This is a genomic window from Pseudomonas sp. CCI4.2, assembly GCF_034350045.1.
In the GTDB taxonomy this organism is placed as follows: Bacteria; Pseudomonadota; Gammaproteobacteria; order Pseudomonadales; family Pseudomonadaceae; genus Aquipseudomonas.
In genome coordinates this window covers 4877493-4891445 of record NZ_CP133781.1, presented here as the reverse complement: position 1 = coordinate 4891445, position 13953 = coordinate 4877493, and the positions used below count along the sequence as shown (strand labels likewise).

At 53.5% G+C, this 13953-nt stretch carries 16 protein-coding genes and 3 pseudogenes; 7 read left to right on the top strand and 12 right to left on the bottom strand.

Annotated elements, in window-relative coordinates:
- Positions 1-103 precede the first annotated feature (103 nt).
- Positions 104-315 (top strand): annotated as a pseudogene (locus RHM65_RS25560) (site-specific integrase); the annotation flags it as partial.
- Between the two features lie 77 nt (positions 316-392).
- Here RHM65_RS25560 and RHM65_RS22150 read toward each other — a convergent pair.
- The 4 genes from RHM65_RS22150 to RHM65_RS25555 form a co-directional block, all read right to left on the bottom strand.
- Positions 393-1013 carry a LysE family translocator gene (locus RHM65_RS22150; protein WP_322168747.1) on the bottom strand — a complete coding sequence of 207 codons (621 nt, stop codon included), beginning with the start codon at positions 1011-1013 and terminating at the stop codon, positions 393-395.
- 392 nt (positions 1014-1405) lie between these two features.
- On the bottom strand, positions 1406-2104 hold the full coding sequence (locus RHM65_RS22145; protein WP_322168751.1) for a hypothetical protein: 699 nt from the start codon (positions 2102-2104) through the stop codon (positions 1406-1408).
- Positions 2105-2533: 429 nt separating this feature from the next.
- Positions 2534-3085 carry a glutathione peroxidase gene (locus tag RHM65_RS22140; RefSeq protein ID WP_322168753.1) on the bottom strand — a complete coding sequence of 184 codons (552 nt, stop codon included), beginning with the start codon at positions 3083-3085 and terminating at the stop codon, positions 2534-2536.
- Positions 3086-3150: 65 nt separating this feature from the next.
- Positions 3151-3264: a carbohydrate porin gene (locus tag RHM65_RS25555; RefSeq protein WP_416195061.1), complete on the bottom strand. Its 114-nt coding sequence runs from the start codon at positions 3262-3264 to the stop codon at positions 3151-3153.
- A 242-nt stretch (positions 3265-3506) separates the two neighbouring features.
- Here RHM65_RS25555 and RHM65_RS22135 point away from each other — a divergent pair, with 242 nt between their 5' ends.
- Positions 3507-4076, top strand: coding sequence for a GNAT family N-acetyltransferase (locus tag RHM65_RS22135; protein WP_322168755.1), 570 nt, complete (start codon positions 3507-3509; stop codon positions 4074-4076).
- Between the two features lie 18 nt (positions 4077-4094).
- On the opposite strand, the pseudogene RHM65_RS22130 reads toward RHM65_RS22135, so the two are convergent.
- Both RHM65_RS22130 and RHM65_RS22125 read right to left on the bottom strand, forming a co-directional pair.
- Positions 4095-4259, bottom strand: a pseudogene (locus RHM65_RS22130) (transposase domain-containing protein); the annotation flags it as partial.
- 356 nt (positions 4260-4615) lie between these two features.
- Positions 4616-5050 (bottom strand): hypothetical protein, encoded by a 435-nt coding sequence (locus tag RHM65_RS22125; RefSeq protein WP_322183995.1) that lies wholly within the window; start codon positions 5048-5050, stop codon positions 4616-4618.
- Between the two features lie 92 nt (positions 5051-5142).
- Between RHM65_RS22125 and RHM65_RS22120 the strand changes: the two genes are divergently transcribed.
- Positions 5143-5436, top strand: a complete 294-nt coding sequence (locus RHM65_RS22120) for a metal-sensing transcriptional repressor (RefSeq protein ID WP_322183993.1) — start codon at positions 5143-5145, stop codon at positions 5434-5436.
- 52 nt (positions 5437-5488) lie between these two features.
- Here RHM65_RS22120 and RHM65_RS22115 read toward each other — a convergent pair whose 3' ends face one another.
- The 5 genes from RHM65_RS22115 to RHM65_RS22100 form a co-directional block, all read right to left on the bottom strand.
- Positions 5489-6796 (bottom strand): MFS transporter, encoded by a 1308-nt coding sequence (locus RHM65_RS22115; RefSeq protein ID WP_322183991.1) that lies wholly within the window; start codon positions 6794-6796, stop codon positions 5489-5491.
- 512 nt (positions 6797-7308) lie between these two features.
- The gene (locus tag RHM65_RS25550) at positions 7309-7497 is read right to left on the bottom strand and encodes a DUF1289 domain-containing protein (RefSeq protein WP_369124930.1); all 189 of its coding nucleotides are present in this window, start codon (positions 7495-7497) and stop codon (positions 7309-7311) included.
- A gap of 3 nt (positions 7498-7500) precedes the next feature.
- Positions 7501-8781, bottom strand: coding sequence for a CDF family Co(II)/Ni(II) efflux transporter DmeF (gene dmeF / locus RHM65_RS22110; protein WP_322183989.1), 1281 nt, complete (start codon positions 8779-8781; stop codon positions 7501-7503).
- A gap of 7 nt (positions 8782-8788) precedes the next feature.
- Positions 8789-9067, bottom strand: coding sequence for a metal/formaldehyde-sensitive transcriptional repressor (locus RHM65_RS22105; RefSeq protein ID WP_322183987.1), 279 nt, complete (start codon positions 9065-9067; stop codon positions 8789-8791).
- Positions 9068-9269: 202 nt separating this feature from the next.
- Positions 9270-9731, bottom strand: a complete 462-nt coding sequence (locus RHM65_RS22100; RefSeq protein WP_322183985.1) for a hypothetical protein — start codon at positions 9729-9731, stop codon at positions 9270-9272.
- A gap of 32 nt (positions 9732-9763) precedes the next feature.
- Here RHM65_RS22100 and RHM65_RS22095 point away from each other — a divergent pair.
- The 3 genes and pseudogenes from RHM65_RS22095 to tnpA all read left to right on the top strand — a co-directional run.
- Positions 9764-9873: pseudogene (locus RHM65_RS22095) on the top strand (arsenical resistance protein ArsH); the annotation flags it as partial.
- 677 nt (positions 9874-10550) lie between these two features.
- The gene (gene blaOXA / locus RHM65_RS22090) at positions 10551-11330 is read left to right on the top strand and encodes a class D beta-lactamase (RefSeq protein WP_322183983.1); all 780 of its coding nucleotides are present in this window, start codon (positions 10551-10553) and stop codon (positions 11328-11330) included.
- Positions 11331-11479: 149 nt separating this feature from the next.
- A complete protein-coding gene (tnpA, locus tag RHM65_RS22085; protein ID WP_322168761.1) occupies positions 11480-11839 on the top strand; it encodes an IS66-like element accessory protein TnpA in 360 nt (119 codons plus the stop codon).
- 570 nt (positions 11840-12409) lie between these two features.
- On the opposite strand, the gene RHM65_RS22080 is transcribed toward tnpA, so the two are convergent.
- Positions 12410-12799: a MerR family transcriptional regulator gene (locus RHM65_RS22080; protein ID WP_322168764.1), complete on the bottom strand. Its 390-nt coding sequence runs from the start codon at positions 12797-12799 to the stop codon at positions 12410-12412.
- Between the two features lie 73 nt (positions 12800-12872).
- Here RHM65_RS22080 and RHM65_RS22075 point away from each other — a divergent pair, with 73 nt between their 5' ends.
- The gene (locus RHM65_RS22075) at positions 12873-13952 is read left to right on the top strand and encodes an SDR family oxidoreductase (protein WP_322168767.1); all 1080 of its coding nucleotides are present in this window, start codon (positions 12873-12875) and stop codon (positions 13950-13952) included.
- Position 13953 lies beyond the last annotated feature (1 nt).

Sequence of the window (13953 nt, the reverse complement as noted above, 5' to 3'; positions counted from 1 at the left end):
ATTTTGCTCTACGTGTTTATGGCGGGTTTCAGGGTGGTTTCGAACGTTTTTCAAACTTGATGGTGCAATATACTCATTCAAAACTGGCGCGTACCCAATCGATTTGGCAACTATCAGGATCAAAAAACGGGACGATGCAACGGCCAGCTATCCCACTCCAATCCGAATCAGCGTGAAGGAGTGCAAGTCTACCAAGAGAGTAAGACCTTCGCCCGGAAACAGGCAGCGCAGGCTTGGACGCGTTCGTGTGAGCCGGAGTTGGACCAACCCGGCGCCATCGCGAGAGCGAACCGAAGCAAGGTAACTTCGGCGGACGCTTACTGACGCGCTACTTGCATTTTAGGTTGGTAGGCAGGGGGCAGATGATTTCTACTGTCGCGTTTCTCAACGACTTAACGTTTACTGAACGCAAGACGCGCGGCAAAAAGAATGAAGATCATTCCCGTCGCACGATCCATCCATGTGGCTACTTTTTTACTCAGCAATATTCTGGCCAGGCGCTGGGTCGCGGCGATTAGAATTATCGACCATAGCACCCCTATTACGACGTGAATGCTTACTAAGGCAAACGTCCAGGCAACCAATGGCTGGCCTTGGGGAATGAACTGGGGCAGAAAAGAGACATAGAAAATACCAATCTTGGGATTTAGGATATTTCCTATCATTCCCTTAAGAAACCAATTATGACTTTGCATTGATGCCGTCTCGACAGGCGACAACGAGTTGCGCGGACGCAAAAGCATGTTCAGCCCGAGCCAAGCTAGATAACCAGCACCGCAGTATTTCAAGATGTTGAACGCTAGTTCTGATACCGCAATGAGTGCGCCTAGTCCAAACGCCACAGCGGCACCCCACAGCAAGCAACCGGTATTGATGCCCAGTGCGGCACGAAAAGCCTGCTGCTTTCCTTCCACTGTAGCGGTTCTCAATATCAAAGCGGTGTCTAGGCCAGGCGTGATGGTTAACAGCGTCGCTGCGAAGGTAAACGCAATAAGGTTGTCAGCAATAGGCATAGTTAGAGGGCCTCGGCGTTATTTTAAGGGCCAGTTAACCCCAGAAAGCTGTTCATTAGAAGTCGCGTTTAGGCAGAGGGCGTAAAGCTTATGGCGTCAGGGTCAGGACGCTGACCCCGCCGGACGGTTACGATTTAGAGGCGAGTATTCGCTGCTGACCATTACGGACCGGAGGCCGTCTGTAGGGGCGCCTACCTGCTTGATATGTTTGCGATCAGGCTTTTAAGGTTTTGCGTCGAATGAGCTGCAGCCAAGATAGTGCAATTGTCTTCCAATAGGCGGGGGCTGGTTCAGGAGCCAAACGGTCGGTTGCCTTTAACGCAGGCCCCCAGCGCAGGATCGTCCATAGCGGATCGACCTCCCACACCGAGGGCCATTAGCCTCTGCCAACGTCACAGATGCGGCGCGGGTTCCTGCAATTGAATACTGACCAATAAGGTGCCGCCTATAGCAGTACCTGCCACACGACCCCAGCCAGACGATGTGCCCATTTCGTAAAGGATCGATGGAATTTCTGGAGCGTTGGGATCGAGCATCAGCCCGATGACAAACATTCCATAGTCGTACCAATACTTGGGTACCGGAGTCAGGTTGATGTGATCTGCAGCAAATAGCATTGTGCCGTCAGGATTGACCTGCAAAGTCGCTGTATAGGGGTACTCCAGCAACCCGCCATGCTGAACCGCTGCTTGTTGCAGGTAATAGGTCCCGGTCCACAGTGAGAGCTGGACCGGGCCGAACGGTGTAGAGCCGGCCACAGGGTTGTCGTTGATTGTGCCCGACACCGAGCTGGTGCCCGATGTATTGGAAAAAGTGAGTTTAGCGAGCGTCTCACCAACATTGATGAGCAGGGTATTGCCATCGAAGGTGCAACCTGTTCCTAGCGGAAAAACTTCTGAGGTTTTGCCATCGGGGGAAAGCGTGATCTTGCCGAAATACTCACAGGTAAGGGAACCACCGGCGGGGGAAATCGTACATTCTTCATGCGTATCGACCATGAGGAACGAGCCGGCCTGTGCGTCCAGGGAGTAATAACCCGTAAAAGGTATCAGGGCGTAGGCGGGGGACTGCTGACTGCTTCCAGTGCTCATGTTTTCATCCGATGAAAATGAAGGAGACAGGACTATAGCTTCAATTTTCAAAAGAGTAGGCGCAGCTCAACAATAGATCTTAATCAGTTCGAAACGTCGTTCCATAATTTGACAAACTCTCGCGGAGCCGCTGCTTCAGGGACTATTACCTCAACTTCACCGTCTCGGGCTGAAGTCGGGATCATGGGTTGGCGGGTCGAAACTTTTCTGTCACGGGTATTGGGTTGGCGCCTGTTGTAACTCAACCCTTCATCTACGTCCCACCACGTTCCGCCACTTCACCCTTACTCTAGGATGGAGTGGGGCCCTCTAGCATTCGAGGCGCTTGTTGAGCGTCAAGGTGCGAACATTTCTGGACATGCTGAAACGTCGGACCTGGACGCTACTTGACCGCTAACGCCGTTATCGGTGGGTCTTTTTGCTCAACGATCAAACACCTGCTTTCAGCGCTTTCTCAACCGCTTCGACCATCCGTGGATCATCCGCCGTCACATCAGGCGCAAAACGCGCAACCACTTGACCATCGCGACCGATCAGGAATTTTTCAAAATTCCACTGCACTTCCGGAGCTGGGTTTGCAGTGATGCCATAGCCCAACAGTTTTTCGCGCATTGGGCCTTCACCCGTCGCATCGGGTAGAGCGGTTGTTAGCGCTTGATAAAGGGGGTGCTTGTCCGAGCCCACAACAGAGATTTTGGCGAACAGCGGGAATTGCACGCTGTAATTCAGGCTGCAAAATTCCTGAATTTCGGCTTCGCTGCCAGGTTCCTGCTCGTTGAAGTTATTCGCCGGAAAACCGAGCACTTCCAGACCTTCAGCGCGCTTGGCTTCATAAAGCTTTTCCAGACCCTCATACTGCGGCGTGAGGCCACATTTCGAGGCGACGTTGACGACAAGCAGCACTTTGCCTTCGAACGGCGCCAGTGTTGTTGAGTCCCCAGTGATGGATTTGACCGGAATTTGATAGAGGTTCTGGGTCATAACGCTGTCTCTTGTTTTAAGGTGAAGGCCAAGCCTAGCAAACTTTACGTCCTGCTACCTTGGCACTACGTCCGGTCGCCAAGGGGCGAGAACTGCGGCTGAATTTGCAAACCTGCCACTACGCCATTCTGTACATCCCGCACGCCACCCGGATGAGCGACGTATTGCAGGTTAAGCATAACGTTCAGCGACGTGGTCGTAAGCGTCCGCCGAACACGCCTTACGAGATTAACTAGATGATGGTTTACCGAAAATGACCTATGAAAGAAGTCGCGAAGGTCAGACATCTACCGGAATTCTGCTCCAGCCTTGCTCTCAGCGATTCGAGGTGATAAATAAAAAGCTCTTCTGGCTTATGAATCCCTCACCCATAAAGGCTCTAGGCTAGCGTTCTAACCTCCAGTCAGGATTGGATTAAGCCATGCTTGCACACTCTTTCGATTGCCAGCCCACCCTACGCGGAACCACTTTGACACTTCGCGCCCTCAATCAGAATGACCTTGAGGGTATGTGTGGCGCCGCTGGTGATCCAGAGATATGGGCTAGCCACCCGGCTAAGGATCGATACAAACGGGAGATCTTCGAGCCTTACTTCGCATCCCGCCTCTCAACGAAAACAGCGCTTACTATCATCGACACACAGTCTGGAAAAATTGTGGGGATGTCGAGCTATTACACCCCGCCAGACCTGCCTCATAGCATCGCCATCGGATTTACATTTTTGATTCGCGCCAAATGGGGTGGTGCTGCGAATCGTGAGCTAAAACAGCTGATGGTTGAGCATGCTTTCACCGTTTTTGACATCGTGTACTTTCACATCGCTCCCACGAATATCAGATCGCAGACAGCCACAATGAAGCTTGGCGCAGTACATCTGTATGACGCGGTGCTGAACCTTTCGACGGCGCCTCAGGAAGGGAAATGCTACGGGCTCACGAAGACCCAGTGGGTACAATCACTGACGGCATCAAACGCGCGGCCCACCTCTTAACTACGTAACCGAATGGGATCACAGGTTGCGCAGCGGCATCCAGTTATGCGGCAACAACTCGGCGATCTCACTTGCCCGCTGCATTGGCAGTCGTGCCAGAACGTCTTTCAAGTAAGCCTATGGGTCATGCCCATTGAGCTTGGCCGACTGGATCAGGCTCATCAGCGCTGCCGCGCGTTTGCCGCGTAAGCGGATCGTGAACACGTTCGGTGAAGTCACTCCTTGGAGCGGCTGCCCGAAAGCATCTGAACCTAACTTTTACCCTCCAAAGCGTTATCTAATCGCGGTCTTGGGCGCTGAGCAGGACGTGATCAGCGTCGCCCCATAGCGGTGATTGCAGCTGTGAAATTGTTTAATTTTTGGTAAGTGGGAAATTGCACTCCACTTGACCACCCGTTTGCATTCGACTTGACCAGTTGTTTGCACCGGACTTGACCAGGCATTTGCATTCGACTTGACCACTCGCCTAGCGAGTCATGGTTAGGCTACAGCAGCGCTACGGGTGGCACTACCTGTGGCGTGCCATCAATGATGCACATTCATCCCCAAGTCCTGAGCGCCGACGTCTTCTTAAACTCCTTCATCAGGTCGTCTGGGATTTCGCCTATGTCCGTCCGCAATTCGAACTGCGGGCGCATTGCGTGCAGAACGTCAATTCCCATATCCCCGGCAAGAAGCTTGCACATCAGCTTGGTACGAAGCTTCCAAGGCAAGGTTTTTCCGCGCCTTTCCGGATGCTGGTAAACCATGGTATTCAAATGGGCTGACGCGTGGATGTAGTCAGCGCTGCTCATCCAGATCTGCAAGTGCGCAGGCACGCCAAGAGGTAAGACGTTGAGCGCCAGCCAATCAATTAGGCCAACGGCAACACCGCGCGCCTGAAGCTCCATCGCCAGCATCAGAAGTACTTTGTGTAGGGAGTTTGCTGTTTTTATAGCTAGAGATTTTCGACCCTGATGATCTGCTTCGACCACTATCGCGATCAGCGCTGCGAGGGTAAGCGTTTGAATTTATCCTCTATGGGGGGATATGATTTGCGCAATCACTTACGACGAAGACTCAAGATATGAGCGAGCACGAACACCCGCGTCCCCATACCCACCAAAGTCACGAGGCAATCATCAAGCGCCTCAAACGAGCGGATGGCCATTTACGCGGCATCATCACCATGATTGAAGAAGGTCGTCAGTGCGTCGACATTGCTCAGCAGCTGCATGCCGTGGAAAAGGCGGTGTGCCAAGCCAAACGCACGCTTATCCAGGATCACATTGATCATTGCCTGGAGGTCACCGTCTCGGCATTGAACAATGGCGAGCGCGCACCACTGGAAGCCTTCAAACAAATCACCAAGTACCTCTAGGTTTAGGGCGTAGGCAGAGACCTTCCTTAAAGACCGGCGTCCTGTCGGGTTCTTAGTTCGGCCATTTCCGATGCTGGTCGTCGATCACATAAGGGTGTTCGTGGCACGCATCGTCTTGGCCGGCGAAGTGAGTGTGATCTTCCGGCAGGTTCTCATGGGTATGTTTGATCGACTCCTGGTCATGAGCAGGACGCCAGATCACCATACTGACCACCAGTGCACTCCCTGCCACGACAGCGAGCCCAACAAACGACGCCGTGAGGCTGATGTTGGCACCCAGCCATCCCGCCAATGGGTAGGTAATTAACCAGCAGGCATGAGATAGAGCAAATTGTGCGGCAAACAACGCCGGGCGATCTTCGGCATGTGCCGAGCGACGCAACAGTCGGCCGCTCGGGGTCTGAGCCAGGGAGTAGCCAACGCCGAGCACCATCCACAGCGGCAGCAGGAAGTTGTAGGTGGTCAGGTTGATGCCAACCGCCAAGCCTGCAACCAATATTCCCCCACCAAACAGCATGGCCGTTCGATCTTTGATGTTTCTCAAAAGGCGAGGCAGGACCAGGGCGGCGACCATCGAGCCACCACCAAACGCAGCCAGCGCCAATGCTGTAGAACTCTGCGGCAGAGCGAAGCGCGACTGCACCAGCACCACCGTATTGACGATGACCATCGCACTCGCGGCCGCTACCGTGAGATTGAGAGCCAGCAGTCCTCGCAGGCGGGGGGTGGCCAAGAATATGCGCATGCCTCGGGTAGTTCGCTCATAAATGCTGCGTCGTGGCGTCGGCTTCGCCTTTGGCAGCAACACTGTGCCGACCAAGGCCGCTGAGGCAAGGAAACCAATGACCGTGCCTGCGAACAGGTTGTGGAAGCTGATCACCGTCAGCAACGCGGCGGCGAGCATCGGGCTGGCGACGCTTTCGAGATCGTAGGCCAGACGCGAAAGCGACAAGGCGCGAGTGTAGTCGTCTTCATCCGGAAGGATGTCAGGGATGGTCGCCTGGAACGTCGGGGTGAACGCCGCCGAGGCTGACTGGAGAACAAAAATCAGCACGTAGATCTGCCAAACTTCAGTCACAAACGGCAGAGCGAGCGCGACCAGTGCTCGCACCAGATCCAGCGACACCAGCATAGTCCGACGGGGTAGACGCTCTGCAAAAGCGGCTGCGATTGGTGCAACGCCAATGTAGGCCGTCATTTTGATCGCCAACGCTGTACCGAGAACAGCACCCGCTTGAGCACCTGCGAGATCAAACGCCAGCAGTCCCAGCGCGACAGTGGCAAGGCCAGTCCCTACGAGTGCAATCACCTGGGCCAGGAAGAGGTGACGGTAGGTTCGGTTGGCTAGGATTTTCAGCATGATAAATCTCAAATAGCGAAGCGCGTGACGAGTCGTTTGCCCGACTTCTCTCGCAAAACAGCGAGTTATTGACTTCGTCTTTATGGATGAACAGACATCCCCCCTAGGGGGATATATCTGGATCCTAAACTATAGGCAATGGCAGCTCAAGGAATAGGCGATGCGCCTTCCATCGAATGCATGGAGGGGGAGTAAGCAAGCATGCTGCCCGGCGAAGGCTATTAGCCGTACTCTGCATGGCATGGGAGATCTCGCCCTGAATAACAGCATGAGCATGGAGTTAGCTTGATGAAACCATTTGCCCTTTTGATCGACACTGTTCTTTCGATGGCGTCTGTTGCTATATGTTTTTACGCACCACCAAGAGCCTCGCATGGACCGCTAGTCACCACGCCTGGGTGAAAATGCTGCCGCGATTGTCGACCAGTAGTAGCTGCCAACCAACGCTGCTACCTAGATCTACGCTCACGGCGCAATGTATGTTTGGATTGCCGCATAAAGCTGGATCCAAGCTATCGTGAGGCCACCTCTCGTTGCAATTTCGCTAATCGCTTTGAGCGCTCGTTGATTACCTGATGACGACGATGATCCGTCATTTTTTTCCAGCCGCGAATCTCCTCTAAGGTGCGCAAGCAGCCTACACAAAGAGTAGTCTTACCATCGAATTTACAGACTTCAGTGCAAGGGGATTTGAGAGCCATTGCTCAGACCTTCGTTTCCGGATGCACTTCAACGGTGAGATGGGATAACCCTTTGAATTGGGCAAGATGCTGATGGTAAAACTGCGAGGTCCGATTTGGCTCGCGTGTGACGACCGAAACCACCGCTCCGAGATGCCCAGGGCCCAGCCGCCAAACATGCAAGTCCGCCAGTTTGTCACCGGCCTCGTCGATGACCGTCCTGATCTTGCCTTCAATTCGAGTGTCTGCACTGGCATCTACCAAGATCGCACCGGTCTGGCGTATCAGTCCATAGGACCAGTTGGCTATCACGAGCGCCCCAACGATACCGGCAAGCGGATCCATCCACAGCCAGCCAAATGCCTGGGCCAGCAGCAGGCCGACGATGGCCATTACCGACACGGCCGCGTCCGCGATAACGTGAATGTAAGCCGCTCGCATATTGTGATCACGGCTATCCACTTCATGGTCGTCGTGAGCATGCTCCGCGAATTCGACGATCTGCTCACCAGACGGCAGGGCAACGGCTACCTTGAAACCATGTGGCTCCGGAATGTCGCTGGTGGATTCCAGAAAGCCGGCTTTCTGCTGAAAGTTAAAGACTTGCCGAGATCCGTCCGACCGTATCGTCGTAACCGTGACATCGCTTGGCGAGAGCGAGGGGGCTGAGCCTTCGCTGGAGAAGCGAAATACCGGTGGAACACCTTCTTCGAAAATGGACAGCTCGAACACCCCATCAGAAGTGACAATACGCTGCATCTCTTCATGATGGTCGTCATGTTCATCGCCTCCGGCATGCCCATGACTGTGTCCATGGCTGTGCCCGTGGTCATGTCCATGATCTGCACCGCTCAGCAGCCAGGCACTGGCAATATTCACCGCCAAGCCAACGACAGCAATCGGTATGGCTTCGCTGAAATGGATGGGGACCGGGGACAGGAAACGGGAAACGGCTTCGTAGCCTATCAGTAAGGCGATCATCGCGAGAATGATGGCGCTGGTGAAACCCGCTAGATCACCGAGCTTGCCCGTACCAAACACGAACCGCCGATCATTGGCGTGTTTACGCGCATAGGTGTAGGCCAGTGCAGCGATCAACATAGCACCGGCGTGTGTGGACATATGCAGGCCGTCTGCGACCAGTGCCAGCGAACCGTACAGGTTCCCACCGATGATCTCGGCCAACATCATGGCCGTGCACAGTACAATCACAGCCCATGTCTTGCGCTCATTTTTTTCATGGCCAGCGCCTAGAAAGACGTGGTCATGACCGACATTGAACGGTGCTTCGTACAGGTTGTTCATATTGATTTCACTTGAAGTAGCTGCGGACGATTTCGATCAGTTGCTCTTTGGCATCATTCGGCTCCTTGCCGTCAGCAAAATCCGCGTCAATCAAATGCGTGCGGATATGGTCCTCCAACACCACAGTCAAGAGGCCATTCATGGCCCCCCGGCAACTGGTGATTTGCTGTAGTACCTCAATGCAATCACGCTCCTCGTGTAGCGCACGCTCGATAGCTTCGAGCTGACCACGAATACGACTGACACGGTTCAATAGCTTTTTCTTGTCCTTAATGGTGTGACCCATGATTGCACCTTGAAATCAAAAAATACTATAGGGGGGTATATATTAAATGATCACGGCATGTACACGCCATAGCGATCTGCCCCACGGTAGGTGCGAAAATACTGAGATGGCTTTTGGGGCGAGGCTTAACGGAGTTCCGTGGTGTGAGCGCCCCTTGCCTTCGTGGTTCGACTATCCATTTTTTGCGGGAAAATCCGGACTTTTATGCCTTACTAATCTTCACTTTTCGTGCTGTATCTAACGGATAAGGGCGAGAGCATGGACTGGAAGTCATAAATAAACGTGGCAACCCGAGGCTTAACAGAAAGCCCAGCATTGCGAGGCTCGCGCTCAAGACGAAATAGGCACCAGGGAGAAAGACAGTGCTGTAGAGGATTCCATCCGCAGCCGATCCCAGGGTTGTCCCAAGACTGAACGCTGCCGTCTGCTTGCCGAGTTCCCAGCCCTGCGCGCTTCCGGCCTTGGCTGAGATCCAATAGGTAAGTATCGGCGACAAAATGCCAGCACTGGCCGCAACCGCACCGATCACGACTAGCATCAATTTAAAATCAGACGCCCATGGCACGAGAAACAATCCGGCAGCGAACACAGAGCGCGCGGGGGCGATGAGCCATCGGGTCGTGTCCGGCTTAAACCAAGGCGCGAATGTAATTGCCTGCATCACAAACATGGTCGTTGGATGGGCATGGTCACGATAATCAATCATCCGTGCCAAAAGCCTTCCTTGAGTTCGACGAAGCCGGGCGCATGAAACCATCGTCACGTACGACCGGGTTGTCGATGTTGTGGAGGAGCTGATGAAGTTCATGTTTGTCGGCACCAACGCCGAATTGACCCATTTGTCGAAATGTCACTGATCCAGTCTGTTCCTCGCGAACAATAGCCTTTGCTGGATTTGTGCAGATTTGGAGGTGGGCCAGTCTTGTGTCAGCACGTGGGTGAATTAGGCATCAGCTTCAACACTTGCACGCAACCAGCAGCGATCAAGATCTAAATTTCGCCTAGCCACTGACCGCTTTTGGCCGATTCTGTTGAAAAAGTCGGCTTCGGTTTCCACGGCAGAAAATTACGCGTCTGAGATTGAAATCTGAACTTTAAGCAGAAGGTTCAGGGCTCAGATTTGGTGTAGCAGCGTGCAAAAAAGGCATTTTCACCGCTTGATGCATGGGCAATCTGGCCGGACCGACTTTTTCAACACAATCGGCCGATTTTTGCCTGGCGCCACCGTTTGCTTTAGGTCGAGTCTAGCCAGTCATGGAGCTCATGTGCACTGGTCAAGTCGAATGCAAATGGGTGGTCAAGTCCATGCAATTACTCAGTAAGCGGACGGCGGACACACCTATCTAATTCCAGCCCGGGGCTGTATGCAATGTGCGAGAGGAGCGACATCCGCATCCGTTTGCCATGTGGAAGTTCATGAATGTAGTCTCTATGGCTTACTAGATCTCAAGGATTCAACTGTATGGCAGTACGGAGGCTGGGCATGGTGGTTAGTCTTTGGGTTGGGATGGTGGGTGGTGTAGAGGCGGGCCATATTTGTACTCTGATCAGCGATGTGAATATGTCCGCCATCCTTTATCAGCGTGGTGAGTGCTCGGCCCGATTGTCACCTGCCTCCACATTCAAACTGGCGCTTAGCCTAATGGGGTTTGATTCTGGTTTTCTTCATGATCGACACAGCCCTGCGCTGACCTATAAGCCGGGAGATCCTGATTGGGGAGGCCCTAACTGGCTTCAACCCACCGATCCTGAACGCTGGATAAAATACTCGGTAGTTTGGTACTCGCAGCGAGTAACCCATGCATTGGGGATTGCCCAAGTCGAGCATTACGCTAGATTGTTCGGATTCGGTAATGCCGATCTTTCCGGTGATCCTGGGGCGTCAAATGGACTTGATAGGGCTTGGATCAGCTCCTCGTTAAAAATCTCCCCCATCGAACAGCTCCACTTTCAAGAGAAAATCGCTAGGCGAGAATTGCCTGTGAGTGAGAAAGCCTTCATCTTGACCTCCCGCATATCGCTCCTTGAAACTCATCCTGATGGATGGGAGATCCACGGTAAGACAGGTACCACTTATCCCTGTGACACAAGCGGCGTAAGCGATGAGTCTCGCGGGTACGGTTGGTTTGTAGGATATGCAACCAAAGGGAGTCGAACGTTAGCGTTCGTTCAACTGGAGCAAGATGAGAAGCCAAACAGAGTCCCAACCGGATTAAGAGTCAGGGATAGGTTCATTAGCACACTGTCCACTTTGGCTCATTAGGGGAGATTTTACTGGTGCATTACATCAAGGAGAAGGATGAGCGTTCGGTATGGTCCGGCCAACACACCTTTCTGATCCCGATGCCAAAGGCGATGGTGTCCACCTAAATTTAAGTGAACACCAGTTCTAGCCTTTTAAGCGGGTATCGCATGCAGCCACCACGTCGTTCTTACTCCAAATCCTTCAAGATTCAGGTCATTCTAGAGTGCGCCCAGCCCGGCGCTTCGATTGCCAGCGTCGCACTCAGCCACAGCATCAACGCAAACCTCGTCCATAAATGGATTCGACTGCAATCGCAGACAAGTGTTGCCGTGCAACCGGCCTTCATTCCGCTGGCATTACAGTCGTCAGCCTCACGATCAGATATCACTTCAGCGACCATCTGTCTCGAAATCCCGCACCCGCGTGGCACCGTCAAAGTAGGTTGGCCAGCCCTGCTAAATTCGGCGCACCAAGCAGCTAGCGTTTTTTATAAAAAATGTGCACCCAGCACAACCCAAGCGAATTAATCAACAACTTGTTGACATGTGACCATGGATTCATACCCTTCTCATCCGGTGCAAGTAAATCCTAGGCAAACCGCGAAGCATGATTTGTATCGTAAGCGCTCTGGAAGAGCGTCGGCCCTAGGGATTGCACCGCCCACTTCCTTACTCAGCTTTCTATGACGAAATTATTCATCTACTTAGACGAGAACGGAGATCTCGGCTGGAAGCTTGACCAACTTATCGGGATGGTGGCTCCAGTCGATTCCTCACTAATGCAGCATTAATCGGTTCCGAAAATTCGGCGCACGCCCCTGCGCGTGTCATGCGAAAGCGTTACGACAAGTTCAAGTGGCCCACCAATAGGGAAAAGAAGTTGGCGAGAACGGAGCGGGAAGAGCGCATCTAGTTTGCTCGCCGGGCAGGACGTTCTCAAGCGCTTGTCGACGCAGTGTGCGAGTGAGATTTACGAGTTGCTGCCGCATCAGTGGGTGCCTTCCTGACTTACGCAAGTTGAGTTGGACAGACGCTTACCCGAGGGGTGCGGTCCTCGTGATTTGACCGGCAGAAGCTGTAAGCAGGCTGGCTGACAGTTCAGTTGGAAGAGTTGTTCAGCTGCTGAAGCTCAAGTTGCTTGGCAGCACTGGCTTCGAGGTTTGCACGCTCTTCATCCAAATACCGATAAATGCTTTGGAAATTGGCGATTTTCTGTCTGATTTCTACCATCTTCTTTTCAATTAGCTTAGCGCCGTCAGCACAATCGATCAGCTTGTTCCGCTGCGCATCCAGAATCTCGCCTATTTCCCCCAGGGAAAACCCCATGCTTTGCGCGCGCTGGATAAAGTCCAGATCCTGCAGGGTTTGCGCGGTGTAAACGCGATAGTTGTTAGGTCGCCGCAGCGGTGAGATCAGGCCGATTTGCTCGTAGTAACGCAGCGTATGGCGGCTGGCGCCGCTGCGGGCCTCAAGTTCGCCGATTTTCATGAAAACACCGCTTGACTATAGAGTTGGGTCGACAGTTTACGCTTGATTTCTCACCTTACCAAGGAGCAGGGAAATGCGCGTCGAGTGCTTTGTCACGGGGGGTACCGGCTTCATCGGTCAACATTTGGTGGCGCACCTGAGTGCAAAAGGTCACACCATTAGGGTGTTGATGCGTCGCCCAGAGCGACTAGCTGCACTGCGGGAGCAAGTCGACGATTTGGGAGGGAACGCAACCCGGGTATTTGCCGTAGCTGGCGATCTGGAGCGGGACAACCTCGGGCTGAGCCTTGCTGACAGAGAAGTGCTAAGGCACGCCAGAGTCGTATTCCACCTGGGCGTCCACTTCGCTTGGGGGCTTTCATCGGAGCATTCACGTGCGGTGAATGTAGAAGGGGCAAAGCGCGTGGCGCTGTTGGCGGCTGAACAAAAAAGCCGGTTAGTGATGATCGGCGGCTACATGCTGAAAAATCATGAACATCTGCAACGCATCGGAATTGATCCTCGTTATCCGGAGCAGACCAATTGGCCTGCCGTCTACGGGCATGTCGGTGGTTACGAGGGGAGCAAGCTGGAGGCGCATTTTGCAACCCTGGAGGTCATGTCGGCCAAGGGCGGGGAGATTACCGTTGTCCACCCCGCGACGGTTTGTGGCCACAGCCGCACGGGGCATATCCTTGACGGTCAACCGCTGGTGGAGCTGATACGCAACCTTGTGCAGGGAAAGCTGACTGCAGTGCCCGGTACCGCCGAGCACTGGTTGCCGTTGGTCACCGTGGATTACCTGGTTGAGCTGGTGGCGGTTTGTGCTTTTGATCCTGCCATGGTGGGCCAGGAACTGCTGGCGCTTGATGACCAAACGCCCAACTTGCGAGAACTCCTGGTACAGGTGGCACAACCCGTTGGCTTAAAGCCTCCCAAGCATTTCATTTCGCTCCGATTGCTGAAGTTGCTACTGAGTATTCCTCCCGTCGCGCGGTTTTTGAATACAAACGCCGAAGCCTTGGACTTTATCCAGACCACTCGTTTTGATACAGCGGCGGTCGAGCAATTTGCCAACAGCCATGGAATAGCCAAACCGGATATACGTCAGTCTTTGCAGCACACTGCAACGTTCGTCAACTCATATTGCATAGCCAAAGGCAAGGCTCGCTGAC

What these genes read in the sequence shown, in the direction of transcription:
- RHM65_RS22150 (WP_322168747.1), bottom strand. Translation starts at nt 1,013, where the DNA reads ATGCCTATTGCTGACAACCTTATTGCGTTTACCTTCGCAGCGACGCTG.
- RHM65_RS22145 (WP_322168751.1), bottom strand. Translation starts at nt 2,104, where the DNA reads ATGAGCACTGGAAGCAGTCAGCAGTCCCCCGCCTACGCCCTGATACCT.
- RHM65_RS22140 (WP_322168753.1), bottom strand. Translation starts at nt 3,085, where the DNA reads ATGACCCAGAACCTCTATCAAATTCCGGTCAAATCCATCACTGGGGAC.
- RHM65_RS25555 (WP_416195061.1), bottom strand. Translation starts at nt 3,264, where the DNA reads ATGCTTAACCTGCAATACGTCGCTCATCCGGGTGGCGTGCGGGATGTA.
- RHM65_RS22135 (WP_322168755.1), top strand. Translation starts at nt 3,507, where the DNA reads ATGCTTGCACACTCTTTCGATTGCCAGCCCACCCTACGCGGAACCACT.
- RHM65_RS22120 (WP_322183993.1), top strand. Translation starts at nt 5,143, where the DNA reads ATGAGCGAGCACGAACACCCGCGTCCCCATACCCACCAAAGTCACGAG.
- RHM65_RS22115 (WP_322183991.1), bottom strand. Translation starts at nt 6,796, where the DNA reads ATGCTGAAAATCCTAGCCAACCGAACCTACCGTCACCTCTTCCTGGCC.
- RHM65_RS25550 (WP_369124930.1), bottom strand. Translation starts at nt 7,497, where the DNA reads ATGGCTCTCAAATCCCCTTGCACTGAAGTCTGTAAATTCGATGGTAAG.
- dmeF (WP_322183989.1), bottom strand. Translation starts at nt 8,781, where the DNA reads ATGAACAACCTGTACGAAGCACCGTTCAATGTCGGTCATGACCACGTC.
- RHM65_RS22105 (WP_322183987.1), bottom strand. Translation starts at nt 9,067, where the DNA reads ATGGGTCACACCATTAAGGACAAGAAAAAGCTATTGAACCGTGTCAGT.
- blaOXA (WP_322183983.1), top strand. Translation starts at nt 10,551, where the DNA reads ATGGTGGTTAGTCTTTGGGTTGGGATGGTGGGTGGTGTAGAGGCGGGC.
- tnpA (WP_322168761.1), top strand. Translation starts at nt 11,480, where the DNA reads ATGCAGCCACCACGTCGTTCTTACTCCAAATCCTTCAAGATTCAGGTC.
- RHM65_RS22080 (WP_322168764.1), bottom strand. Translation starts at nt 12,799, where the DNA reads ATGAAAATCGGCGAACTTGAGGCCCGCAGCGGCGCCAGCCGCCATACG.
- RHM65_RS22075 (WP_322168767.1), top strand. Translation starts at nt 12,873, where the DNA reads ATGCGCGTCGAGTGCTTTGTCACGGGGGGTACCGGCTTCATCGGTCAA.